Here is a 24,347-nt window from a genome sequence, read left to right on the forward strand (position 1 = left end):
AGTTATGGTCATGCTGGCAGAGCTGTTGCACCCCGCCTCGAACTTGACAGCGTCAAGGACAGCATCCATGAAGATCCTCATCGTCGACGACGACCCCTTTCTTCCCCGGCTTCTGGACATCCAGCTGCGCAACCTGCGGCTGAAAGACCGCGGCTTCACCGGGGTGACTTCGCTGGACCGGGTCAGGCCCGCCATCGAACTGCTGGCCAACGCGGATCACGACGTCGGGCTGCTCTTCTGCGACCTGGTCATGCCCGAAATCGACGGCATCGAGTTCCTCAGGCACCTGTCCGACATCGGTTTCCGCGGCGGCGTGGTGCTGCTCTCGGGCGCGGGCGCGGCCACGCTGAAGACCGCTTTTGCGGTGGGCAAGGCGTATGGGCTGAACATGGTGGCGTACGCCGAAAAGCCGGTACCTCCCGATGTGCTCACGCACCTGCTGCAGGCCTACCGCGGCGATGCCGCGCCGAGTCCAATGATCGACGCGGATGACATCCGCAGGGTGCTGGCGATGCACCAGGCGCGCATCCTCTACCAGCCCATCATCGACGTCGCCAGCGATCGGCCGGCGGGGTTCGAGGCGTTGGCGCGACTGCCGGTGCCCGGCGGGCGACTGGCGCTGCCGAACGAGTTCCTGCCGGCCATGCGGGCGGATGGCTTGGCGCAGCTGGATTGGCAGGTCCTCCTGCACGTCGCATCCGACCTGCCGGCAATACGCGGGCTGGTCGGGGAAGCGTTCGTGAGCGTGAACGTGTCCGCGGCCCTGGCCGGCACGACCGATTTTCCCGAGCGTCTCTCCGAGCTCCTGGTCACCGCCGGCGTGCCTGCAGCCGCCCTGAGGATCGAAATCCAGGAAGCGGATCTGGGGCCAAGCCCGAACGCCACACTGCTCGCCAATCTGGCAAGGCTTGCGATGCAGGGCGTCGGTCTGGCCATCGACCGGTTCGGCAGCGGCGGACGGGATTCCGCGGCCCTGGGCAGCACGCCTTTCGACGAGGTGAAAATCCGCATCGGAGCGCACACCGGCACCTCGGACTCGGTGGCCGAGCAGGAAGGCTTCAACGCCATGGCGACGCGGGCCACGAACCAGCGGCTCCGCTGCACGGCCGTTGCCGTCGAGTCGCCCGAGCAGTGGCAGGCCTGCACACAACGGGGCTGCTCGCGCGCGCAGGGGTTCCTGATCTCACCCGGCCTGCCCATCGCCGAACTCGGCCATTGGCTGGCGGACTGGGCGCAACGCCCATCGCCCGCGACCGCGGCCGGACCCTGACGCCGCGCCGAACACAGGCGATGCGGCAATGACCAGGGACGCCGACAGCCAGGGCCTTGTGCCGTCGGCGCAGCGTCCGGCGGCCAGCTGCTCGCCGGGAGCGCCGGTTTCCGCGCAGCAGATCGCAGCGGCCAGCCAGGACTGCATCATCGTGCTGGACGCCGAAGGCAGGATCGTCCAGGTCGAAGGTGCCGCCCGCGACATGCTGCGCGTGCCCGCGGGACAGGAGCCGGCCGGCAGCAGCTGGTTCGACCTGTGGAGCGCCGATGAGGGCCATGCGGCCCAGGCCGCGCTTGACCAGGCCCTGGCCGGTGAAGTCGGCCGGTTCCGGGCCTTCGTGCGGCGCTGGGACGGAAGCTTCGCCTGGTGGGACGTGCAGACGAGCCCGCTCGGAGCCGACCCGTCGCCTCCCGGCCAGGTCCTCGCCGTGGCCAGGGAAATCACCGGCCAGCACGACGCGGAGCTGCGCACCCAGGCACTCGCCGCGGATCTCGCGCTGCGGGTGAGGCAACACCAGGGCGCACTGGCCGAACTCAACGAAAAGGAGCAGGAACACCGCGCCCTTCTCGACAACCTCAACGACTGCGTCATTTCCATCGACCAGGCCGGCACGATCCGCAGCGCCAATCCCGCGGTGAGCCGGATGCTCGGTTACCGGATCGACGAAGTCGTGGGCCGCAATGTGTCGATGCTGATGACGGCAGAGGATCGGATGCGATACCGCGGCTTCCTGCGACTGCAGGCGTCGCGTGCCGGAACATCGCCGGCCTTCGATGCGCACTCGGTGCGGGCGATCCACAGGTCCGGGAAGACGGTGCCGCTGGAGCTGTCGATCAGCCAGTACAGCGCGCACGGGGAGCGCTTCTTCATCGGTACCCTGCGCGACCTGAGCGAACGCGAACGGCTGATCCAGGACCTGACGCGGGCGCGGGTGGAGGCGGAACAGGCCAATCACGCGAAGTCGGCGTTCCTTGCCGCCATGAGCCACGAGATCCGCACGCCGATGAATGGCGTGATCGGCATGATCGAGGTGCTGGCGCACAGCGCACTGAACGACGCGCAGACCGATGCGGTGCAGACCATCCGCGAATCCGCGTTTTCGCTGCTGGGCCTGATCGACGAAATCCTGGACTTCTCCAAGATCGAAGCCGGCCACATGCAGCTGGAATGCGAACCCGTCAACCTTCGCGACCTGGCCGAGCAGGTATGCGACAACCTGTTGCCGGTTGCCCGGCATCGTGGCACGCAGCTCTCGCTGTACGTGGACCCGTCGCTTCCCGCCTGGATCTACACCGACCCGGTGCGGCTGAGGCAGGTGCTGGTGAACCTGATGGGCAACTCCATCAAGTTCAGCCCCAGCGGGAGCGACAAGCAGGGCCGGGTCGAGGTGCGGATGCATGCGCTGTCGGATTCCTATTCGATCTCGGTTTCCGACAACGGCATCGGCATGTCGGACGAGGTGATCGCCGGGCTGTTCAGCCCGTTCAAGCAGGGCGAAGCCTCTACCACCCGCCGTTTCGGCGGCACCGGCCTCGGGCTTGCGATCTGCAAACGCCTGGTCGACCTGATGGGCGGGAGCATCAAGGTCTCCAGCCGGCTGTCGATCGGGTCCACCTTCGCCGTGTTCCTGCCGATGGCGCGGGTGGACGCCGTGGAGGAAGACGCCAAGGCGCTGCGGCTGGACGGCATCACCTGCGTCCTTGCGGATGGCGACGTGGATGAACTCATCGACATCGGCGACTATCTGCGGGCGGCGGGCGCCGACGTCATCGGCCCGGTGGACGACCTGGACGCGTTCCTGTCCGAATCCCCTTCACAACGCGTTGCCATCGAGGGCATCGCCAACCGCGCCGAGCAGGGCCGATTGCTGGAGAACGCCCGAGCCAGATCCGGCACCCAGGCCAGGGTCATCATCACCCGCGGCAACCGCAGGGCACCGCGCCTGGAAGCCGAGGGCATCGTGTCGCTGGACGGCAACATCCTCAGGCGCGATGCGTTGATCCGCGCGGTGGCCGCCGCGACCGGCCACTTCACCATCACAAAGCCGGCATGGATTCCTGCGGCGCCCTCGCGGACGAAGCCCGCCCCGCCGCCGAGCGTCGCGGCGGCGCGCGCGGCGGGCCAGCTGGTGCTGGTGGCCGAGGATGACGCGATCAACCAGAAGGTCATCCTGCGCCAGCTGGAGATCCTGGGGTACGCCGCGGAAGTGGCGGGCAATGGCGAGGAGGCCCTGGCGCTGTGGCGCAAGGGCGGTTTCGGCATGCTCATCACCGATCTCCACATGCCGCTGATGGACGGCTACACGCTGGCCCGCAGCATCCGCGAAGAAGAATCCGGCGACGGGCGGATGCCGATCATCGCGTTGACCGCGAACGCACTGCGCGGCGAGGCCGCAACCGCCTTCGCCGCGGGCATGGATGACTACCTGACCAAACCGCTGCGGCTGAAACAGCTGGAGGCCGCGCTGGAAAAACATCTGGCGGACAGCGCCGCGATCGACACCGCGCCTGTCGCCCCGGCGCCGCCGGCCCGCAGCGGAAACGACCCCATCATCGACCTGTCCGTGCTGAGAAACCTGATCGGCGACGACGAAGCCGCGGTCCAGGACCTGCTGTCGGAGTACGGCAAGATGGCGCCGGCGTCGATCGCGGACATGCTGGCCACGGCCCGCGCGCGGGACTATGCGCGGGCCTCCGCCGAAGCCCACCGGCTGAAGTCCTCATCGCGCGCGATGGGCGCCGCGCTGATCGCGGACCTCTGCGCCGACATCGAAGACGCCTGCCGCCGCGAGGACGGGGGCGGCCTGGACAGCTGCGCGAGCCGGTTGGCCGACGCCCTTGCCCGGCTGCATGACGAACTCCCCGCCCTCCCCGCCACAAGGCGCATGGATCCGGGAAGCGAACGCTAGCGGCGCGGAAAACCGCTGCCGCCCAGAAGGGCGGGAGAATCCAAACAGGGCAGCGTCATTTGCATCGGCCTTGCAAACGAACTAGTCGCGAAGCCCGCACCCTTGCCGTCCCCAGAACGCTCAAACCATCGAGAGGCTGCGTGCCTGCATCTGCGCGCGCTCCTGTTCAACAGGTTGCGATGACTGTGTGGCGGGCTGCTCTCGCTGCTGGCTGAGCGCACTACTGGCTTCGAGCGAGTGTGGCAATGACGGAGCGGGCTGCGAGACATCGGTAATCGCGCTGCGTCCGGGGAAGTTGCCCGATATGTAAAGCGCGTTGCCATTCAAACCCATGAGCCGGATGTCGTCGCGACCATGGATGCCAGCCCGCTTCGCCTCGACCATGCTCCGTGACACGATGTCGTCATCGAGACGCGCCGGGACGGCAGCACGGATATGAGCGAACAACACCCTGTCCTCAGGGCTCAGGCGCGCAAGCGCTTCCGTCTGCTCTGCGCTGCGCGCACCCGCCGGCGGCGCGGCATGGTGTGGCGAGCTGGCCTCCAGCCATCGGCTGGAACTCTGCTCGATGTTGTCGCGGATGGCTGCGCTGCCAGGAATGGAAAAGCGCTTGCCGGGTTCCAATGCGAAATGCCGTTCGATCACGTGGATCTGCCCATCGCGGCCAAGCTCCACATGGGTGATGCCCTGTCCGCGCTCGGCGGCTTCGGCCGCAAGACGTGCCGCCAGTACTTCGCTGTGCGCACCGGAGGTGATTCTGCTGCTCGCCTCCATGCGACGCACCGCGTCCAGCGCGTCGGCAAAGGCGTGGTGCCCTGGATGCCCCGCATGGCGGATGTCGGCAGGCGCCTGCAGCGCAGGCGCGAAGCCAGTGGGAAGGCTGCGTGTGAGCGAAGCTCGCCCTGGCAGGTCGGTGTCAGCCGGCTCCCGCTGTGCAATGGTCCGCGGGCTCTGTGCGATCTCCCGGTAGGGGTCGTCCGGATGGAACTGCCCCGCCTTTTCCTGCCGTTCCAGACGCAGCTGCCGGGCGTCGTTGAGTTCGCGCAGCGTGCGCGGGTCGGTGACGGTCTGGATTACCGGTAAGCCTCCCTGACTGGGCTCCGTGATGGAAGACCAACTGCGGTCGCGTGGACTGTAGCGATAGTGGAAAGCGTCCCCGCCAATGACATCGGGATTGACCGCGTCGCGGCTGTACTTGGCCATGAAGGTGGCCAGGCCCAGTTTCGCCGTGTAGCCAGCCGCCTCGGATACCGGCATGTAGCGCCGAATGGCATTGACGGTATCACTTCCGCGCGAGAGCCCCTTCCATGAGTTGTCCAGCATGTTGGACCACACATGTTCTGCGGCCTGCTCACCGTCCTGCTTGCGCGCGGCTTCCAGCAGGCGGCGAGGGGTCCAGGCATCGCGATGCAGGCCACGTACGGAAAACGACACGTCGTGTGCGTCTTGGACATCCTTGACTGGCAGGTTCAGCGCAGCTTGGGGATCATGATTCTTCTCAAACTGTAGGCGTCTGCGTTCGAAATCTTCCTTGATCAGTTGCTGCCCGAATGCTTCCCACTCGCGCTCGCTCAGCTTGCGCCCGCCGTTGTGTTGCGCATAGGCATTAGCCACTGCGCCAGGCATGCTGTCGTTGCGAACAACGCCAAGCGCCAGCAATCCGTAGCCATCGTTACCAGGAAGGTGGGCGAGGTAATTCCAATAGAGCTCGCGGTTCTTAGCTTTGTACGCATAGTGCTTGAGGATGGCCAAATCCTCCCCGGTCAATCCGCTCATGGCTTGTGACTGCCGCGCTCAGTGCCGATGTAATACCGATCCAGCACTGCTCGATAGCGCGCTTCGATGTGCTCCCACTCATGCATCACCACGCGGGGATAGGTGACGTTGAGCGAAACACCGTATTTCGGAACAGAGAACGCGTGCGAACATAGAGCTACCCGGGTGGTGTCCTCTCGGAACAAGGAATCATTCACGATGATCAAGCCATCAGGCTGGGTCGCCGGAGCGCACTCTATATGGGTCAGTACATGACCATGCGAATCCCGCCGCAGATACCAATCCTCGAAATCCCAGGGATCTGCGGGCAATCCGTAACGATCGCGCTGCCCTTCGGTCAGCTTGAGGTAGCGCGTCTTGTCTTCTTCGCTGACCACCCAGCGTTCCAGGCCCAACACGTCTTCCCTGCGGGTGCGGTAATCGATGTTGTCCGTTGGATCCTGGCGCAGGATCGGATCCTCTGAGCCGGTGCGCAACGAGCTGTCCATGGCGTTCTGCAATGGCCATTTGTCGATGTAGTCCAGATTTGCTCGTACCAGATGCGCCTGTTGCAGGGCATTCGTGGTCCGCGTCCAGCCCGGCGGGGCCGCTTCCAGCTTGGGCCAAACCAGTTCCAATATCGCTCCGCCCTGAAAGTCCGGACCGATCTGATCCGTGAAGTAGTTGGCCGGGATCATGAACCGGTGCGGGCCCAACTTCGTCAACTGCGGCTCGTTGGTATAGGTGAAATTCCCATCGGTGGGACCGACGATCAGTGGCTCGTTCATGGAGGTCATTCTGGGCCTGCTTTTGGGCGGTACGGCATCCGCGGCGCAGGCGGCCAGCAGCGCAATGGCGACGCCGATCATGAGGATGCGTGAAACTGGGAACGTTGAGCTCATCGCGAGGGCTCTAAATCGAAGATTGGGTGTTGCGAGCTGCGACCGGCCTAATTGAAAATAAGGTGAGAAAGCTACGGGCCCGGTTTTCCGGGCCCGTAGCCACTTCTATTGACCGGCCGGTTGTAATACCGGCTGTTGCTGGCGCCGCTGCTCCTGTTCTGCAGCCTGTTGTTGGCGCTGAGCCGACTCGCGTGACAGGTGTTCGCTCATGGCCTGGAACCCGGGCGTGGGCGCGTCCAGATCCACGCGTGTCGCGGCGCCAATCGTGGTGCCGCGCACCAGCACGGCGCCGTTGTCCAACTGGACGATATCGCGCAGCTTCGATGCGTCGGTGATGCCATTCACCGTAGCTTGCACAACCACGTTGGCGATCACCTCACGCCGCGTACCGGCTGGCAGTCGGCTGGCAATCGCCTGATACAAGCCGTTGTTGGGGTGCGCGCGTTCGCACAGCAGAGGGTGCGCGACACTGCGCTCCAGCGCCGCCAAGGTCTTTGGTCCGGCAATCCCATCCACCGCCAGACCGTGCGCACGCTGGAACTCGCGTACCGCGCTCTCGGTGTTGGCGCCAAAATTGCCGGTACCGCGCAGTTGATAGCCGTCCTTTCCGCCATACCCCAATGCATTCAGGCGCTTCTGCAGCTCAACCACGGCGGGGCCGCTGTCATTACGCTCAAGGAGGCCATCACGCGCGCTGCCGTTCCCGGGGGCGGCCTGCTGCGCGCGGCCATTGGGGGCCGGGTTCGCAGGCGCCTGTTCACGCGACTCCACTTTGCCCTGCAACAGCCCACGCGCCTTTGCCAACGGGTCGCTGGCCACGAGCGTGTAGCTGGCAGGCACGCCCCGCAGGTACTCGGCCAGCGGCATGCTGTGCACCCCCTTGCTGCCGGAGGACTGGCTGGCCAGCAGGACGCCGCTCTGGGGGTCCCGGACCACCATCACGATATGGTCGATGCCCTTCCAGTGCTCATGCCGGGTGCGGCCGCTGTCCACGCCAATCACCATGCCCTCTTTCAGGTCTGTACCGGCGCGGACCTGGGCGTCGTTGAGCAGGATCTTGGAGCGGTCAAAGCCGAGCTTTACAATCGCCCCAGATCCCATCATGTTCGGATACAGCCTGTCGGCTTTTGAAAACACCTCACGACCGGATTTTTCGTTGATCTCGAACATGGTCGCGTTCTGCAGATGGCTAACCCAGCCCGAGCAGTCGATATATCCCTGCGACAGGTCCTTGCCGCTCACCCCCGGGTGAAACAAACGATGTCCCGGAACATTGATCGCATATTTCACATCGTCGTACTTCACCCCCATCGCATACGCAGCTGTCAGCTGGATGCCTGGACTCTGGCCAGTCCCCTCCTGCGATAACGCCGGCTTTGCGACTGCCGTAGCCTGTGCCGACGGAGCACGAACCACCGACTCGGTCCCAACACGCATGCCCTCGAACTTGCCGATACCATCGGCAAGAGCAGCAATCTCGGTGGGCGTCATCTGGGAAATCCGCTTGCCCCGCAGATTCACTCCACGAGCATCACCCACCGCATAAATCGCCTGTTCCTGGGCCGCATGGTTGGTATTTCCGGAATAATCGGCCGTTGAATACTTCGGCAGCAACTCCTTGACGGTCAAATCGCCATTGTTGGTCAGCAGCTTGATCTTGGCTGCCCGGCCCTGCTGGGGAGTTGCGAAAATAGCATTGCCCCACTGGTCCAGATCCACCACACCGTCATAGCGTCGCTGCGCGGAGGCCAAGGCCTGTTCCTTGGACCGCGCTACGTTGTGGGTCTGGTCGGCATCTCCTTTGTACTCGAACTTGAGATTGCCAGGATTGTTGTTGCGCCATGCGACTGTGCCGCCATCGCGAACCACGATACTGCCGTCACTCATCTGGAATGTGCGACGCTGGTCGGTGGGTGGAGTCACCTTCACGATCACGGGATCAGTCACGGATCACCTCCATCCGGGACAGTAGTTTCACTTCAAACTTCAGTTTCATCACCAGCTCCTGCTTGAACGGCCATGGCCGCGTGGGAGCCGACAGGGCGCATCCTTGCGCCAGATACAGGCAGTCAGCAAGACAATACCAATTCACTTGTAGCGATAGCGCTTTTCTTCCTGGTCGTACACGTACAGCGACGTATCGCTTGCATCCACTGCCCGGATGCTTCCGGTCGCATCGTCGATGGTCGTGCCCTTTTTGACCACCCGCAGCGCCGGCATTTCGTCGGGCGCAGGAACGATCTCAAATGTGCCGGACCATTTGGTGCAGTCGGCCTTGGGGTTGGTTTTGCACAGCCGGGAGTTGTCGACGCCGGTCAACACGCTTCCGAGATAGCGCCACGCATGCTTGTGATCTGCATTGTCATCAGGCAGATCGAACGAGAATAGCGACATTTCGAAATCATCGGAATCCCCGGCAAGTGAAGTTTGCACGGTGGGGATCGCGAGCAACAAACGCTTTTCGTCAACCTTGTGCTCCACCTTGAGACGCGTCGGATCAACCCGGATCTCGCGGCCATACGATCCATACAAGCCTAAGGCCAGCTCACCTCCGACGAATTTCCAGGGTTTCTCCGTACCCGGGCGAACCAGCTCGAAGGTCGCGGCCGAGAGCATTACACCTTCCGCTGGATCCTCAGGCTGAGGGGGGTTGCCGTATTTGGCCGGGGTATCTTGGGCAAAAGCTGTATAGAACTGCCGGCCCCCAATGCGCAGAGCATGGTGCCCCCATACCGACACCCGCATGTGGTTGGCGATCTCGTAAGCGTGCGCGCCGTCGCCATCCTGACCGTAGAGCAAATAGAGAATGGTGGGCACCGACGGCGGCTGCTCTTGCACCAATGTATTGCCCTCTTCCCTCATGGCGCTACCCATAACCTTTCCTTCGTGCTTTCCGTTGTCTTGGGCCCCTGACTTGGAGGCCGCTTGCGTCGAAGCGGTATCGAACCGCGCAGCTGGCGCATCACAGGCACCCAGCGTGAGCGCCAGCCCAGCGACAAATAAAATAGGAATGAAGCGCATCTTCGCAACCCTCTTCTAATCATCTATTTTCAAGCCGCAAGCGCGGTCAGCGGCAATAGTCGCAACGCAGCTTATGATTTAGCCGTGCGCGTGTTGCGATGGATATATCATCTGCCCCAACCCTGTCGCCTAGAAACAAAACGGGACTACCGTACACGCACCAGGATAACTACACCCCAAGTCCATCACCTCACGGCTAGGGCGATTGTCCGAAGAACAATTTAAGAGAAGCAATTTACGCGTCGCCTCTGGATCAGCTGCCCCGACACATGGCCACGCGCTGTGCACGCGGAACCCACGCCCGCACACGCCGCCATGATGATCTGGCAGTTGACGAACACTGCGACCGCTACGGTATGGAATAAATCGTTACTCAGCTTCACGCGCATTTAACTACCGGGCAGCTGTCTGCGAAAACATTTTTTTAGCAACTAATGGATACGCACAGGAAGACTACAGCCCTGATAGAAAATTGTTTCGCACGTCGGGTTGCCCGCAGCAGTGCACTGGGCACGCGCCTTGTCTATCGCGACACTGATCGTGCCCCCCCCCGCTGCTACGTCACCTAGCGGGGCCTTGAGTAACACTTGGCATGCGTTTCTGACCTCCATGAGCAAGATGCAATCTTTCCCGCAGTCATCCAGTACCAGTCTCTTTGCACGTCGAGCGCTGCGTTGACCCTCAATCACAATAAGCTCCCCCCTTGGACTTACAGCCATTGCGCCGAATCGATCTTGCCAGTATTCGGCAGGCGGAGTGGAATGACCTTGATTGGATGGTGATCCGCAAGACCCATTAACGGGAGCACCCACTGGACAAGGTCCCCGGCCTGGTGGCGGAGCCTGTGCGAATGAAGCGGCGCAAAAGAAAAACAAAAATACGATCTTCAAAAAAAGCTTATCCTGAGACTTATTCACAGGCAACCCTTATATTAGCGCTCCAGCCGTTCTGCACCTTAACCATCACGAAGCTACGCCCCTTTTGGAGCCCGTGCCGTTCCAACCGAATATGACGGTGGGGCAGTCGTTGTGTCTGCTGCCGATGCAACAGAAGTATGGCGCGGTCCAGTTCCCACCGGATTCCCCGCCGAATCCCTTGCCTGCGCCTGTCCGAACTGCGAATACGCAGAGAAGTTCGCCAACGTGCCCTGGAAGAACATTGCCGCAATGGGCGGAGTGGCAATGAGCAGCACCGTCAGGATCACCCCCAGACCGGCTTGCTGCATGGCCACGCTGCTGATGCCGGCGGAACCCACACCCGACGAGGTAGCCATGATGATCTGGTACTTGACGAACATCGCGACCGCGACTACACCCACCAGTTTCATTGCCACGGCCACCATGAACGAAAGCACGGCCAGGGAAAATATCGTGCCTATCCCGTATGTCAGCCATTTGGCGAACATCGGCTTGGTGCTGTTGAATAGCAGGGTGAGTATGAACAGTGGCCCCAAGCCGACGAACAGGGCCAAGGCGACCTTATAGGTGAGCAGCAGCGCGCCGCCGATGACCGCCGGTCCTGCCACGCCGATTGCACTCATGTTGGAGGCCTTGTCGATCTGCTCCTTCCACCCTTGGCCGCTGGACGTGGCGGCATACCCATCCATCAAGCCGGTTATCAGCTGCATGTAGGCCAGATTGCGGTCAATCTCGGTTGCCGGATTGTCCTCTTCGGTACTCACCAGCCCGGTGACGGCCTTGGGCAGGGTATTGCTCAGCAGGTTGGAGATGCTCTGCCCGCCAAAGCTGAAGCTGGTGGCCAGCAGGGTAATCATCACCACCTTCATAGCCTGGGTCACCAACGCCATCATCGGCTCGCGCGAGCGGCCGGTGACGATGAGCCACCCCTGGAAAATGATCCAGACCGTGATCATGATCGTGCCGAACAGGAGGATCCATTCAATCAGCCCGGTCATCAGGTTGTGACGGAAGGTCTCGATTTCCGTATCAATGAAATCGAATATCAGTTTGAAGAACAACCACTGACCTATGCTTTCCATTATATTTATTCCAGGTGGCTGCCAGGCATGCCCAAATGTTTAGTCGCGACGCGCGGCATGAATGGGTGACCCATCCGAAAATGCCAATTGCATGACGCTGAAGGCGGCGATGTCGCCGGCCAGGTGGTTCGTCGCGCCACCGGGACCTACGACGCCCTCGCCCCCCGTGCCTTTAAAGGCTTTCTGGCCCAGGCGATCCTGCATTGCTCGGAGATAGGCGATGCGCGCGGTGTAGGCGTCGTTATAGGCCTTCTGTTGCTGCTGATCGATTTGGATCAGCGTCAACAACGCCAAGATCTTGTTGGTGTTGCTTTCTATCCGCCCCGCATTGTCATCGTCGATGTTGTTCCTGCGCTCACGCTGGATGACTTGCAGGCGATCGAAGCGCTTCTGCGCCAAATCACTCATCATCAAGTTGTACTTGAACTGGGCCTTTTCGGTTTCCAGCAATTCCTTGCATATCGTCCATTGCTGCTGCGCAATCCCGTTGGCGCTTGATGGCACTGAGGGAATCGACACGTTTTCGACCTCAGGCGCTTCCGGTGTTGGCGGCTCGGGGCACCGGTCGCCCTCGGTCAAGCTCACCTGGGAAATCGAGTCCTGCTCGGCCTGGGTGAACATGCGCGGCGGATCCTTGTAACGTCCCTGTTGCTCGCCAATCGTGGGATTCTGCTCAAAGTCGCCCTGCCCCACTTTATTTCGGGCATCAAGCTTCTTGTTGACTTCCTTGAGTTCGTCATGCACGTCATCGTCGTAGACGCGCCAGTCGGCGGAGGCGGAGAGGCTTACCGTCAGCGCGGCGCCCATCAAGATCGACAAAGCAGTGCGCAGGGCGCGCTGGGGCCCGCGCGAGTGGTTCGCGGGTTTGGATCGGGCGGTACGCGTCATGTCTTTCCTCCGGCAATTCTGGTCAAACTGCATCGTGGGTGGTGACTGGGTTGGACAGGATGGCGCGCGGCGCGCGCAGGATGCGCGGCGCCTTACCCGATCCCTTTCGCTGGTCATAGAAATCCTGCAACCACTGCTCGGGTTGCAATTCGTCCACGCCAATCCCTGCGTCCAAGGCGGCCTGTGCGGTGACGCGGTCAAGCACTTCAATGTTGTCGGTACTGGCGGAAATCACCGCGAGCTGGTCGTCCAGGCCACGCAGGTTCAGCTGGCAGATGCTGGCCGCATGCCCTTGCTTTACCAAAAATGCGCGTGAACGCTCATCCAGATTGACCACCACTTGATATTCGGCATCGGTGAGTTTGAGACCTTCCACGTAGTCGTCGCGGCTCGCATTGGGGTTGGGCAACAGGACCAGGGTTGCGGTCTGCTCGATGAGCGCGGCGGAGATATCGCTCTTCAGCGCATCTTCCGGACTCTGGGTGGCGAAGATGCCGAGGCCATTCTGCTTCCGGATGGTCTTCTGCTTGTTCTTGGCGAACTCCTTCAAGCCGCCTTTGCCATCGAGGATCTTCCAGAACTCATCCATCACGTAGATCAGCCGCCGCCCATCGATCAGTGACTCCAACCGGTAGATCAGATAGTTGATGACCGGTACGCGCGCTTCTTCGTTCTCGATGAGCTCGGTGTAGTCAAAGCCGATGATGTTGGCGCGGGTCAGATCGATGGTGTCGCGTGGGTTGTCGAAGACCCAGCCCAGTGAGTTGCCTTGCGTCCACTTGCGGAGCCGTGCGTACAGGCCGTCATCGCCCAGGTTGGGCAGGCTCTTCTGGAAGTTGCTCATGCTGCGCAGATGCATGGGCATGTCCAGCATCGCAGCGACTGCTCGGAAGATGTCCTCCTCTTCGCGCGCGGTATAAGTCGGCTTGCCAGCCAGCACCTTCACGAGATCTGCCAGGAACTGGGCATTGGCTTCCGTGCGTTCACACTGGAACGGATTGAACCCGGTCGGCTCCCCGTTCTGCAGGGTCATGTAGTTGCCCCCGCAGGCGCGCACGAAAATCTCGGCGCCGCGATCCTTGTCAAAGAAGAATATCGTGGGCGCGGGGTCCAGCTTCTGCGTCTGGCTGAGCAGGAAATTGATGAGGGCGGTCTTGCCCGTACCCGACTTTCCAATGACCATCGTATTGCCGATGGCCTTTTCGCCAAACGAGTTCTCGCCCGGCAGGGTGGCATGGAAATTGAAGAAGTAGGGCTGGCCGTTCGTCGTCTGCAGGGTCGTGACGCACTCACCCCACGGGTTCTGGTCACGCTTGCCGGTGGCAAAGTTGTGCAGCGGCGACAGCCCCAGGAAGTTAAGGGAGCTGAGGTTGGCCAGCCGGGTGCGGTACTTCCAGTTGCCAGGGAACTGCGAGAAAAACGACGAAGCAACCGCAATGTCCTCCTTGGAGGACACGAACCCTGCATTGGACAGCTCGGCGCGGGTCTGCGCAATCTGTTGCGCCAGCTTCTCCTGGCTGTCGGCGTAGACGGTGACGATGAAGTGGTACTCGCCCAGGACGAAGTTGCCGGAGGCCAACTGGTCCATGGCGTGGGTGAGTTCTTCGATCTGGGTGAACGACTTGTCACCCGAAGAGATCATCATTCCGCGGGTGCGTTCAAGGGTCTTCAGCGCATCGTGTCGCCCCTTGGGACTGAACGAGTGGGTGATGACGTACTCGAAATCCAGGTATTTCATTCCGTTGAGAATGCCCGGATAGGTGCCCTCGGCGTATTCCTTGATGTTCAGGATGGCGCCGAAGTGGTTGCGATTGTCCGGCGTGTTGACGACGAAATCGCCGCTCTTGCTGGAAAACATGTGGCGGCTGACAGGCAGGTAGTTGCGCACCGGCGCATCCAACACCGGTACCGGTTCATCCACGCGGTTGAGGATGAAACCGTAGAGTTCCAGCAACTCCGAGAACACCACGCCGTTCTCGGCCTCGTACATGCCCAATCGCCGTGGCGTGTAGTCGCGAAGTACGGTCTCGAGGTTGATCGACATCTCGTCGAGCTTGTCGATGGCATCCTGCTGCAAAGCCGCCAAACGCCTGATGTCCGCGGTCTTCTCGCGAAGGCGCTTACCCTCCGGCATCGGCCGATACATCATTGTCAGAAACAGCTCGTTCTGCATGATGCGTTCGGCCGACAAGCGCTTGTAGTAGCGGTCGGACAGGTCCTGGTTGAACGCGGCGGAAAATTTCCCGCCATCACCGATGGTGCGGCGCCGGCGCACGTCATGGACCCAAAACGCCACGTTGGAAAAATCCGGTGCACGCAAGGTTTGCAACAACCGATTGAACACGCCGTGCTTGTGTTCCAGTTCCTCCTCGAGCCGCCCGACGAAAGGCATGCCCGCCAGTTCCCAGGACACCATGAAATCACCATCGGTGGTCTTGACCACGGTGGGCGATACATGGGTCGAGAACGGGAGGAACTCGCTGGTCGAAGTGTCCGGGCTGAACATGAAGAAAAGTGTTCCTGATGGGTTGGTCAGCTCTTGCGAGCCGGCTTTTCCCGGTAGGGATTGGGGTTGAGTACCAGCAAGCCGTCGTGTTCACGGAGGTTGCGTGCCCGCATGCGGAACAGCATCGACAACCCCAGCAGGCGGAAAATCAGCTCATCGCGCTTGGCCATCATCCGCATCACAAAAATGACAGCGGGCGCCAGCAGCAGCAGCAACAGTTGGCCGCTGTACATCGCCAGCAAAAGAACGCTACCCGCGCCGATGAAGAACGGCACATACGGCACCCCCATGAACATGGGGGGCCGTGTGCAACCGCGAAATACGGTGTGCTTACGCATTCCAGACCTGGTCGGCGGGCATCACCATCGCGGTGGCGCAATCCTGGCTGAAATCACCATTGCCAATGACCATCACCGCCAGCTGGCCAGCCGCACCAATGAGCAGGCCGCCGATGAGAATCGGAGCGACGTCGGAGATGCGCTTGTGGGCAAACGCGATCTGGTAGCCGGCGAAGATGATGGCGACAGTCACGATGAGGATGGATGCGACCTTCAGGATCGAGTGCACGTTTCCCATCACGCCGCACAGCTTGGCTTGAGCTTCGGTGCCACCCGGCGACGGATCCTGGCCAAACGCCATGGCGACGGCAGGCAGGACCAAGTAGGCCAACAGGATCAGGAGAGAGGCGAGCTTGAGCTTGCGGCCAACGGACTTCTTACGATTCTTCATTGCAGTTTCCTTTCGCTTGGGTGGTAGGCCAGGGGTCAAAACACGAACGCAGAATCGGGATTCGACGGACGTGGGTTTGGGGGAACGGGTTGCGGGGGTGCTGAGGACGTCAAGACGGCGACAGCGGGAGGTGCCTGCACTCCAACGTCGGCGGCCGCGGTCGCAACGGGCGCAGGCGCCTCAGCAACGGGGGGGGTGGGCGCGATGACGACCTGCATGCGCCGCTGCAGGAGGCTGTCGCCGGGCGTACCGGCGAGGCCTGCCTGCATGGCACGGCTGGGGACGGCTACCGCCCGACTGGCTGGCGCCCCGAGGGCCTTGACGGTGGGTTTGCGCGTATCCACGACAGGAATGGCCAACGACGGCGCTTCACTCCCTTGCTGGGCGAGCATGGATTGCCGCACCTTCTGCACATAGCCGTGGCGGAAGCCAGTGGTGAAGTTGCCGGAGTAGTAGCAGCTGAAAGCCTTGTCCCACTGCCCTCCGGCACGACCATGGCACTCGCGCAGGATTTGTGAGCCCGCCAGCAGGTTGGGGCATTGCTGGAAGGCGGCGTGATAGCTGGTGATGCCGTACTTCTTGAGATTGTGGCGATTGACTTGCGCGAGGCCCAGCGAGAAGTTGAAACCCCGGTCTTCGAGCATCTCGGCGGTGGCGATGGCCTCAGGCAGATTGCGCGGCTGGCGCGCCAGATGGCCACCCACCACCCCAATCGCAAAGGGGTTGTAGGACGACTCCACCTTGACGACGTGGTGCATCACATTGGCAGGCACTTCCAACGCGCAACCCATCAGTTCCATTCCCGGCAACATCTCCCCTCCCCTTTTCTGCTGGCCCCTTCCGAGCCGCGCGCATCGATAAACAAGTGCGATGTTGCGGCTTGCGAACGTGTCATTGCAAAGCTCCACCGGCACCGCCCAGCGCGCGATCGGGCGAGAAGTCGATGCCCGTGATGAAGCGACGCCCCGCATGGGCCTTGATGTGAACCACGATGTCGATGGTCAACATGAGCAGTCGCTTGATGGTGCTGAATTCAAGACCAGCACCTTCGGGCGAAGCCTTCACCATCAGCGCCATCTGGTCCCAGGTCTGCTCGATGCTCCCCGCATGGCAACTGGTGATGGAGCCTGGGTGGCCGGAGGCGCAGTTGCGGATGAAATAGAACGCCTCATCGCCGCGCAGCTCCGCCAGGATGATGCGGTCCGGCTTCATCCGCAGGCATGCCTCCATGCATGACTTGGCCGTGACGTTGCTGGCGCTCTGGCCTCCCTTCGAGTAGAGCAGGTGCACCACGTTGGGCTGCGAGATGAATAGCTCGCGCGCGTCCTCGATGGTGATGAGTCGCTCTTGCGTGGAGACATGGTCAACCAGCGACTTCATGAAAGTGGTTTTGCCACTGCCCGTCGCGCCGGCGACCACCACATTCTTCCGGTAGGCAACCGCATGACGGAAGAACTCGCCGTACTCGCGCCGCGCGCGCAGCTCCAGTAGGTGCGCATCATGACTGCTCAACTGGCGGTCACCCTCAAGAATCTCCGCAAAAAATCCCTGGGATTCGTACTGCTCGAGGCTACGCGTCTGCCGCGCCGGCAAACGGATGGTGATCGATACCTTGCCCGGATCGCAGGCCGGTGGGATGACGAACTGCGCGCGCTGCCCGGTAGGGAAAGTCAGTGACACCATCGGATCCGCATCAGTGATGCGCTGACCCGTGTTGCTTTCATTGACCACCGCGGTACAGAACTGGCGGGCGCGCTCGAAAGTCAGCGTCGGCACGTCGACCCGCTCCCAGCCATCCAGAGTCTCCAGATACAACTCACCCGGTCGGTTAATGCAGATTTCCGTCACTCGTTCCGAGCGCAGGAAGTCCTGCACGCCCAACACCGCGTACTGGTACTCCAGGAACTCGTTGGAGATCCTGGCGACCGGGGAAATGTCTTCATCCATGCCAGTGGTCAGCCTGCATCAACGGCTGCGGAGCACGCCGGTGAAATCGACGTCCTGGGAGACGTAGACGCTCAGGATCGAACCATTGTTGATGGTGATCGTCGGCCTTTGATTGGCGCCTTCCTGCAATGCTTGCTGGGCCAGCTGCTGAACGGTCTGCGCGGTATTGCTCTGGTACGGCTGCTCGATCACCACACCGGACTGGGGATAGACCACGCCGGTGGTCGGACCATTTTTCTCGCCCATGTACTTGAACAGGTCACTGACCATGCTGATCAAAATGGCGGAGCTGATGCGGCTGCCCCAGTGGGCGTCGTATTGGCCCGGATGACCCGCGCCACCCAGGTTGTCGATGCCCGGACTGGCCATGGTCACGTCGACGCCCTGCGGCGTGATGGCGCGATCCCAAACCACGGCCACCCGTTCCCGGGCGCCACCACCCCCACCACCATACTGGCCGAGCAGCTTGGTGCCCTTGGGAAAGAGCAGGCTCCGGCCGTTGACCGAGTACACCGGCTCCGCGACCAGGCAAGACGTATAACCCGGCACATCGGTAACGATCCGCGTCTCCAGAACGCAGCGGATATAGGTTCCCCGCACCATCAGCGCATCCGGGTTGTTGAGCAGCTTGGCCACGGTGCGGGGCTTGGTCACTTCAGCTTGGATGGGCGCCGGTGGCTGCATCATGCCGGGCACCATCCCTTGCGTCGCGCCGCTCCCCTGGCCCGCCTGCCCGCCGCCATCGGCGATGCGCCGCTCGGTCAAGCTGGGTGGCGGTAGCGGCGCGCGCGACGCACCCATGTCATCGCCGTAACCATCATCGTATGAACTCTGCGGCGGCGGCGGCAACGGCGGCGCGTTCTGGACCACGTCAATTGGCTGTGCCGGCTCCACGAGCGCGGGCTGCGGCGTGACTTGTGGAAGGTCCGGCGTCGTAACCACTTCGGCGCCTGCTTTCTTCGGCGCTGCCTTTTCACGATTGGACAACGAGCTCATGAACCAGAACGCCATCAACAAAAGCAGGCCCACAATCCCGCCAAGGAAGAGCATGGCCTTCCGGTTGAGCTGGCGGACTTCGTTGACGGTCAGGGTCGGCGCCGCTGCGTCAAGGTCGGGTGGAGAAGCCTGCTCGTTTTGGCGCATATACGGATTGCCGTCCGCGGCGGATGACCGTTGATCGGCGGCGGACTGTGTGCCCCGCGCGGGCTCATCGTAATCCGGAGGGAAGTTGTTGCTCATTTCAGAAACCCTCTACGCAGGCCAATCACGTTGTCTCCCTGACGCATCACCATGTAGGGATAGATCCCGTGAACGATGATGGTGTTGCCCTCTACCGTCGTATTGAGCAGGAACTCTTCCGAACGTTTTTTCTCTCTCGCGTACACAGCTGGAAAGCTGCCGGTAGGCAGGCCGCGCATGTCTTTGAGCTGGATATAGGTGAATCGACCATCGTCATAGACGTGCGCCGGAATCAGCCAAGCGGCACGTGAATAGGTCGCATACTCGTAGTCGAAGCTGTACACGCGGCCGGCCTGGATGCCGGTATTGAGCATCGCCGGCTTGTCCTCCGATTTGGCAACAAAGCGCGCATCGGCCGGGTACTTGAAGATCACCTTGTAATTGACCCCGGCACGCTTGGCTTGTTCAAGGTCACGCCAGTCGGTCGCAACAACCTTCAGCTCAAAAACATAAGAGTGGGTTTCCGTGCGCACCAGCAGGTTGGTATCGACGTCCACATTCTTGGGGCGCAGATAGAAGATGTTGTCGCGGCGGCTCACGTCCCAGCCGCTAGTGAAACCCAGGCTGTAATCCAGAACGGTTTCGCTTGGGCTCAGCTCAATCATCGTGGTGATGCCAAGCCCGGTGCGTACGGCGTAGATGCCGTCCGGCACATGCATGTATTCCTTCATCACCTGGGCATTGGCCGTGCCAGCCACCATGGCTAGCAACAGCAGCAGCAGGCGGACCGAGGCGAGCCTCGTTGCTTTCATCGCACTCATCATGGGGACTCGGTGGCCACGGCCGGCGCCGGGGACCTGTTTACGGTGGCGGGAGCAGCGGTTGCCGGGAGGGCTGCCGGGTCGATGGGTTGGCCGACGGGTTCAACCGCCGGAGCAGCCGGGAGCGGCGAAGCAACCGCTGGGGCCAAGGCTGTTTCGGTTGGCACCAGAGTCGAGGCATCGTTGTCGACGCGGTAGTTGGTGACCTGGAAACGCAGCGGATTCTCGACGCTGTCCGCGTCGTTCATGCGAATGTCAGGCTTGTATTCGAATTCCATCGTCGCGATCTTGTTGTCGAGTACGCGCGTGTTACCCGATGCCTTCTCGAACAAGACGCGTTGGAACCGGACCGTTGCGCTGGTCGGCGGCCGCCCCTGCGAGGCGCCCAGCGGAGTGACGCTGAGGATGCGAACGCGCAACGCGCGGTTCGGTCCATACATCGCGGCAGCGCTCTGTGGATTGGATGGATTGCGTTCAGTGCGAACCTGCTCTCGCACCTTCGGCGCCGACATGGTGTAGACGGTCCGCCAGTCGCGTTCGTTTATGGCCCCGGAATCGTAGGACTCGCGCGCCAGTACGTAATGCACGATGTTGCTCCGATTGACCGCTTCACTGGCGCGCATGTTGACGAAGTCGCTGCCGCTGGAAAGCCGCGCCACGGAGGCCGTGCCGGTGTATGCATCAGCCATGATGAGGTACGGCTCACGCCGCTCCAGGAACGGCATCAAATAGATGACGCCGCCCGCCAACACAAAAGACATCACCAGTGACGCACCCGCGACGCGCCATGCGCGCTTCTCGCTGCGGCGGGCCATGTCGGCAATGGTGTTCTCGAAATCAACGGAACGCTTGACCGCTTTATCGATCGCTTCGCCCGTGGTCTTGCGCTTCAACATAGTGCCCATTCCGGTGATGCGACGGCCATTGGGCCGCCGTTGCGCCTTGCCTCAGTTGGAGGCCGCCGCTGGGCGAGCGTCCACCGCGATGGCGCCCGTTGACGTGGTGATGGCTATGCCCTGCTCGGCATAGAGGGCCGACAGCTGGCTCACCGCGTCATCCACCGTGACCGCATGCAGTTGCGCCACCGGCGCGTGCAACGAGAAGTCAGTGCTGATGCCGTAACGAAGCTGAAGCCCACTGTCACGCGCCCAACGAGTCAGCAACGCCTTCAGCGTGCCGTCCACAGGCGTGGCGTAGAACAAGTAAGTTGGGTTTAGCGGAATTGCCTGCGTCTTCTCAGGCAACCTGTTGACCGGGCGCCAACGCCCATGGAATTCCGGCGGCGGTTGGGTCTGGCATGCGCTGGCCGCCAGTGCGAACACCAGCGGTAAAACACTACGGTAGAACCCCACGTGTACTTCCCCTTCAAAGCTTGGCTACGCTTGGCGACTCAGTGGCTATGCGGCGTGTTTTCGGGACGCCCATTCCCTTCCCACTTGCCCGTGCCCCCGGCTGCGGGACACACGCGCATAAACAGGTAGACGCCATCAATTTCCCGCTGTGACCACCCCTTCAGCATCGTCAGCGGATAGGGACAGGTCTGCAGCGGGTACGGGCAATAGCCTGGTGTCGGCGCCCATATCCCCTGTGCGGGCGAGACCGGGTTCCACGCACGCGGGCGCTCCTTCATCCCGTCATCGCAGAACAGGAATGGATCGTCGTCGCGGAACAACCTGCCGCTGGAATCCCTGAGCTCGGTGTAACAGCCCTTGTCCATCGAGGCGCCCATGCACGGCGGGGCGGGCTTCTGCTGGGCGTCTGCCCCCCATGCGGAGATCGCAAACAGCGTGGCTAGCGATAGCAAAAGAGACTTCAACGGAGGATTCCTTTCCCGCGCATTGCTTAAGATGGGGTGAACGGCAACTGGAAAGACAGTGCGCTGCGTCCAATTTTCGCAATGATGCAACGCTCTACGTCACATTTCAACCCCCTGCGTCACGTCGCGACCGCCAAATAGTCTTGGGCCCATCAAGGGGCTCAGAACGTGCGGCTGATGCGCTGCATGAAGGCAAGTGGCTCCACATCCACGGCCGGGAGCAGGCGCTCGGTGAAATGCGGATCCTCGTAGTAGCGGATTTTCTGGGCCATGATCGGGTTGGCCAGCCCTTCGCAGAGGATGACCTCTTTCTCTCGCCCCATCGCCTTGAGCTCTTGCGGGAGCATGAGCGCGCGGCGCTCCTCGACGTCTGTGAGGGTAACGCTCCCATTGGCACCACGCGATCGGCTCAGGTTTCGCTTGCGTAGCGTGGTGTAGCCAAGCATTTCGGAATAGTCGTTGGCGTCGCGCTGCTCGCGCGGCGCGAAGATCACCTGCATCGCGTGGTTGGTGATCAAGGTCCGTGAAGTCTCGTGACCATAGGTGGCGTCCAACTGCGCCATCGACTGAATGACGGGCAGCAGACGCAGGTTGTAACCCGCCATGTAGCTGACCGCGTTGGCAATGATGTCCACCTTGCCGATGCTGGTGAACTCGTCCATCAACAGCAGGCACTGATGATTCAGTGCCGGGTTGTCCTGAGGCAACTCACGTGTGTTGACGTTGATCAGCTGGCTGAAAAAGAGGTTCACGATCAGACGCGCTTCCGCCAACTTGTTTGGCGTGATGCCGATGTAGATCGTCATGGGCTTGCGGCGAAGGTCGGTCAGCCAGAAATCATTGCTGGACGTGGCCGCATCAAGCACCGGGTTGATCCAGGGGTTGAGCGGCTCTTTGAACGTTCCGATGATGGACGCGAAGGTCTCCTCGGCCTGCGACACCAGACCCGCGAACGCATTGCGGCATGCCAGGCTGACGAACGGGCGCTCCAGCATCTCCTTGAACTGGGCCTTGAGATCGCGGCCGTCACCGGTCGAAACCCGATAGACATGCCCGAACGTAGGGAACGTCGCCTTGGCAGCGGGCAACCCGCTGGCGATCTCGTGATCGTGAAAATCGAACAGATAAAGCGTAAAGGCGAGGAATGCGTTGCGCGCCTGACTGACCCAGAACTTCTGCTCTTCACCGACATCCGGATAGAGCATTGCCGCGATGGCAAGCAGATCGGATACGCGGAATGCCGGGTCGCGGGAGACATAGCTCAGCGGATTCCAGCGATGCGTACGCCCATCCTCGGCAAACGGGTTGAACAGGTAAACGCTCTGCCCGATTTCCCGACGCCAGCCCGACGTGAGCTGAAAATTCTCCTGTTTGATGTCAAGCACCACGATCGAGTCGCGGTACTCGAGGAGATTGGGAATCACCACGCCGACGCCCTTACCCGAGCGCGTCGGAGCAGCCAAAATGGCGAATTGCTGGCCCGGCAACGTCACCAGCTTCCCGCCCAGACGCCCAACCACGATGCCGGTACCGGGTTTGTCATCGAGCAATCCATGGCGTGCAACTTCGCCCCGGCTCGCGAAGCGGGCTTCGCCATGCGCCGACTTCTGCTGACGCTTGAACGCCAGGACCAGAAACCCTAACCAGACCACCATCGTGCTGCCGAAACCCAGCGCCCCCGCAACCTTGACCTTGGTGACATACGGCTGCATGCGCGCGGTGTCCATGGCTTGCCAGTACGACCACCAGACCTTGGGTCCAAGCGGCACATCCACACCGATGAGCAACCCGACAAACAAGCCCGATAGATACGCGCCGGCGAGCAACGCGGCAACGAGTAGGACAAGCAGGAATACGACTTTCGCGGCATTCATCGGTGCGCCCTCCCTGACGCGACGTTCCCTTGGCGCGGCCGATGGTGCCATGCTTCCCAACCAAGGTATAGCCACGTATGCTCGGGCGCCGTTGCCCGAGAACTACGCCGCACCGTGAAGTGGGACGCCTTCACCATCATCCAACAGATGCTGATCCTGATGACGATCGTCGGGCAGACATGGGTGTCGTTCAAGGTGATCCTGGCGACCGCAGGCAACGAACGCTACGTCAGGCTGATGTCCTTCAGCACCGGACTATTGATCTTCCTTTTGTGCCGCCCACTGCATGTCACCTTTGCCGACATGATGGTGCGCATGCACCAACAGGACAGCCTGCTGTGGATGGTGATGATGGGCGGCGTGATGCCGGTGCTGGTGGGCATCCTGGTATCCGAAGGCACCGTGCTGGCGCTGAAGACACGCCAGCCAATCCCGATCCGCTTCATGCTGATCGTCGCGGCATTCACGCTCTCACAAGCCGCCTACACCAATTTCATCGCGCTCACCACGCGTATCACCACGCTTGATCGCGCCTTCATCCCCAACATCTGCTACGCGATTGCGGTCGGCATGTGGATGACCTGGCGCTATCGCGACGAACCGGTGTCGCTCAAGCGCCACCCGCATTGAGGTGCGCGGCTTCGCCGGGGGTAATTGGACCGACCAGATTTCCGTAGACACTCAGTCGCTGCGTTGCGCGTAGCGCCTCTCGAACTCTACTGGTGACATGCC

21 protein-coding genes are annotated in these 24,347 nt (G+C 61.8%); 3 read left to right on the forward strand and 18 right to left on the reverse strand.

What is annotated here, in order from left to right; translation table 11 throughout:
* The first annotated feature begins 67 nt into the window (after nt 1–67).
* Both E5S66_RS12755 and E5S66_RS12760 read left to right on the forward strand, forming a co-directional pair.
* Nucleotides 68–1,270, forward strand: coding sequence for an EAL domain-containing response regulator (locus E5S66_RS12755; RefSeq protein ID WP_171033559.1), 1,203 nt, complete (start codon nt 68–70; stop codon nt 1,268–1,270).
* A 28-nt stretch (nt 1,271–1,298) separates the two neighbouring features.
* Nucleotides 1,299–4,178 carry a PAS domain S-box protein gene (locus E5S66_RS12760; protein ID WP_138349835.1) on the forward strand — a complete coding sequence of 960 codons (2,880 nt, stop codon included), beginning with the start codon at nt 1,299–1,301 and terminating at the stop codon, nt 4,176–4,178.
* Nucleotides 4,179–4,298: 120 nt separating this feature from the next.
* On the opposite strand, the gene E5S66_RS12765 is transcribed toward E5S66_RS12760, so the two are convergent.
* From E5S66_RS12765 to E5S66_RS12850, 18 genes are all read right to left on the reverse strand, one after another.
* Entirely contained in the window at nt 4,299–5,954 is a 1,656-nt protein-coding gene (locus E5S66_RS12765; protein WP_138349837.1) for an XVIPCD domain-containing protein, read from the reverse strand.
* Nucleotides 5,951–6,802, reverse strand: coding sequence for a hypothetical protein (locus E5S66_RS12770; protein WP_138349839.1), 852 nt, complete (start codon nt 6,800–6,802; stop codon nt 5,951–5,953). The genes E5S66_RS12765 and E5S66_RS12770 overlap by 4 nt, the downstream gene beginning before the upstream one ends.
* Before the next feature lie 138 nt (nt 6,803–6,940).
* On the reverse strand, nt 6,941–8,782 hold the full coding sequence (locus E5S66_RS12775) for a peptidoglycan-binding domain-containing protein (protein ID WP_138349841.1): 1,842 nt from the start codon (nt 8,780–8,782) through the stop codon (nt 6,941–6,943).
* Between the two features lie 141 nt (nt 8,783–8,923).
* Nucleotides 8,924–9,856 carry a hypothetical protein gene (locus tag E5S66_RS12780; protein WP_138349843.1) on the reverse strand — a complete coding sequence of 311 codons (933 nt, stop codon included), beginning with the start codon at nt 9,854–9,856 and terminating at the stop codon, nt 8,924–8,926.
* Between the two features lie 431 nt (nt 9,857–10,287).
* The gene (locus E5S66_RS13930; protein ID WP_138349845.1) at nt 10,288–10,575 is read right to left on the reverse strand and encodes a DUF4189 domain-containing protein; all 288 of its coding nucleotides are present in this window, start codon (nt 10,573–10,575) and stop codon (nt 10,288–10,290) included.
* 251 nt (nt 10,576–10,826) lie between these two features.
* On the reverse strand, nt 10,827–11,834 hold the full coding sequence (locus tag E5S66_RS12790; protein WP_171033560.1) for a TrbL/VirB6 family protein: 1,008 nt from the start codon (nt 11,832–11,834) through the stop codon (nt 10,827–10,829).
* Between the two features lie 60 nt (nt 11,835–11,894).
* Nucleotides 11,895–12,743, reverse strand: a complete 849-nt coding sequence (locus E5S66_RS12795) for a hypothetical protein (RefSeq protein ID WP_138349849.1) — start codon at nt 12,741–12,743, stop codon at nt 11,895–11,897.
* Nucleotides 12,744–12,765: 22 nt separating this feature from the next.
* A complete protein-coding gene (locus E5S66_RS12800; protein WP_138349851.1) occupies nt 12,766–15,249 on the reverse strand; it encodes a VirB4 family type IV secretion/conjugal transfer ATPase in 2,484 nt (827 codons plus the stop codon).
* Between the two features lie 26 nt (nt 15,250–15,275).
* Entirely contained in the window at nt 15,276–15,587 is a 312-nt protein-coding gene (locus tag E5S66_RS12805; RefSeq protein WP_138349853.1) for a VirB3 family type IV secretion system protein, read from the reverse strand.
* A complete protein-coding gene (locus E5S66_RS12810; protein WP_138349855.1) occupies nt 15,580–15,978 on the reverse strand; it encodes a TrbC/VirB2 family protein in 399 nt (132 codons plus the stop codon). The genes E5S66_RS12805 and E5S66_RS12810 overlap by 8 nt, the downstream gene beginning before the upstream one ends.
* A 35-nt stretch (nt 15,979–16,013) precedes the next feature.
* Nucleotides 16,014–16,778, reverse strand: a complete 765-nt coding sequence (locus E5S66_RS12815) for a lytic transglycosylase domain-containing protein (RefSeq protein ID WP_138349857.1) — start codon at nt 16,776–16,778, stop codon at nt 16,014–16,016.
* A gap of 91 nt (nt 16,779–16,869) precedes the next feature.
* The gene (virB11, locus tag E5S66_RS12820; RefSeq protein WP_138349859.1) at nt 16,870–17,925 is read right to left on the reverse strand and encodes a P-type DNA transfer ATPase VirB11; all 1,056 of its coding nucleotides are present in this window, start codon (nt 17,923–17,925) and stop codon (nt 16,870–16,872) included.
* Nucleotides 17,926–17,943: 18 nt separating this feature from the next.
* Nucleotides 17,944–19,164: a TrbI/VirB10 family protein gene (locus E5S66_RS12825; protein ID WP_138349861.1), complete on the reverse strand. Its 1,221-nt coding sequence runs from the start codon at nt 19,162–19,164 to the stop codon at nt 17,944–17,946.
* Entirely contained in the window at nt 19,161–19,925 is a 765-nt protein-coding gene (locus E5S66_RS12830) for a TrbG/VirB9 family P-type conjugative transfer protein (RefSeq protein ID WP_138349863.1), read from the reverse strand. The genes E5S66_RS12825 and E5S66_RS12830 overlap by 4 nt, the downstream gene beginning before the upstream one ends.
* Entirely contained in the window at nt 19,925–20,821 is an 897-nt protein-coding gene (locus tag E5S66_RS12835) for a VirB8 family type IV secretion system protein (RefSeq protein ID WP_171033561.1), read from the reverse strand. The genes E5S66_RS12830 and E5S66_RS12835 overlap by 1 nt, the downstream gene beginning before the upstream one ends.
* A 51-nt stretch (nt 20,822–20,872) precedes the next feature.
* Nucleotides 20,873–21,277 carry a hypothetical protein gene (locus tag E5S66_RS12840; protein ID WP_138349866.1) on the reverse strand — a complete coding sequence of 135 codons (405 nt, stop codon included), beginning with the start codon at nt 21,275–21,277 and terminating at the stop codon, nt 20,873–20,875.
* Between the two features lie 38 nt (nt 21,278–21,315).
* Nucleotides 21,316–21,741 (reverse strand): hypothetical protein, encoded by a 426-nt coding sequence (locus E5S66_RS12845; RefSeq protein WP_138349868.1) that lies wholly within the window; start codon nt 21,739–21,741, stop codon nt 21,316–21,318.
* Between the two features lie 161 nt (nt 21,742–21,902).
* Entirely contained in the window at nt 21,903–23,615 is a 1,713-nt protein-coding gene (locus E5S66_RS12850; protein WP_138349869.1) for a type IV secretory system conjugative DNA transfer family protein, read from the reverse strand.
* Between the two features lie 147 nt (nt 23,616–23,762).
* Here E5S66_RS12850 and E5S66_RS12855 point away from each other — a divergent pair, with 147 nt between their 5' ends.
* Entirely contained in the window at nt 23,763–24,245 is a 483-nt protein-coding gene (locus tag E5S66_RS12855; protein ID WP_138349871.1) for a hypothetical protein, read from the forward strand.
* Nucleotides 24,246–24,347 lie beyond the last annotated feature (102 nt).

It is taken from the genome of Thermomonas fusca, assembly GCF_005862345.1.
Lineage (GTDB): Bacteria > Pseudomonadota > Gammaproteobacteria > Xanthomonadales > Xanthomonadaceae > Thermomonas > Thermomonas fusca.

Bases quoted from the DNA above. Each gene is read 5' to 3' on its own strand.
- E5S66_RS12780 (WP_138349843.1), bottom strand. From the start codon at position 9,856: ATGCGCTTCATTCCTATTTTATTTGTCGCTGGGCTGGCGCTCACGCTG.
- E5S66_RS12810 (WP_138349855.1), bottom strand. From the start codon at position 15,978: ATGAAGAATCGTAAGAAGTCCGTTGGCCGCAAGCTCAAGCTCGCCTCT.
- virB11 (WP_138349859.1), bottom strand. From the start codon at position 17,925: ATGGATGAAGACATTTCCCCGGTCGCCAGGATCTCCAACGAGTTCCTG.
- E5S66_RS12815 (WP_138349857.1), bottom strand. From the start codon at position 16,778: ATGGAACTGATGGGTTGCGCGTTGGAAGTGCCTGCCAATGTGATGCAC.
- E5S66_RS12825 (WP_138349861.1), bottom strand. From the start codon at position 19,164: ATGAGCAACAACTTCCCTCCGGATTACGATGAGCCCGCGCGGGGCACA.
- E5S66_RS12805 (WP_138349853.1), bottom strand. From the start codon at position 15,587: ATGCGTAAGCACACCGTATTTCGCGGTTGCACACGGCCCCCCATGTTC.
- E5S66_RS12760 (WP_138349835.1), top strand. From the start codon at position 1,299: ATGACCAGGGACGCCGACAGCCAGGGCCTTGTGCCGTCGGCGCAGCGT.
- E5S66_RS12795 (WP_138349849.1), bottom strand. From the start codon at position 12,743: ATGACGCGTACCGCCCGATCCAAACCCGCGAACCACTCGCGCGGGCCC.
- E5S66_RS12765 (WP_138349837.1), bottom strand. From the start codon at position 5,954: ATGAGCGGATTGACCGGGGAGGATTTGGCCATCCTCAAGCACTATGCG.
- E5S66_RS13930 (WP_138349845.1), bottom strand. From the start codon at position 10,575: ATGGCTGTAAGTCCAAGGGGGGAGCTTATTGTGATTGAGGGTCAACGC.
- E5S66_RS12770 (WP_138349839.1), bottom strand. From the start codon at position 6,802: ATGATCGGCGTCGCCATTGCGCTGCTGGCCGCCTGCGCCGCGGATGCC.
- E5S66_RS12755 (WP_171033559.1), top strand. From the start codon at position 68: ATGAAGATCCTCATCGTCGACGACGACCCCTTTCTTCCCCGGCTTCTG.
- E5S66_RS12850 (WP_138349869.1), bottom strand. From the start codon at position 23,615: ATGAATGCCGCGAAAGTCGTATTCCTGCTTGTCCTACTCGTTGCCGCG.
- E5S66_RS12855 (WP_138349871.1), top strand. From the start codon at position 23,763: ATGCTGATCCTGATGACGATCGTCGGGCAGACATGGGTGTCGTTCAAG.
- E5S66_RS12830 (WP_138349863.1), bottom strand. From the start codon at position 19,925: ATGAGTGCGATGAAAGCAACGAGGCTCGCCTCGGTCCGCCTGCTGCTG.
- E5S66_RS12835 (WP_171033561.1), bottom strand. From the start codon at position 20,821: ATGTTGAAGCGCAAGACCACGGGCGAAGCGATCGATAAAGCGGTCAAG.
- E5S66_RS12800 (WP_138349851.1), bottom strand. From the start codon at position 15,249: ATGTTCAGCCCGGACACTTCGACCAGCGAGTTCCTCCCGTTCTCGACC.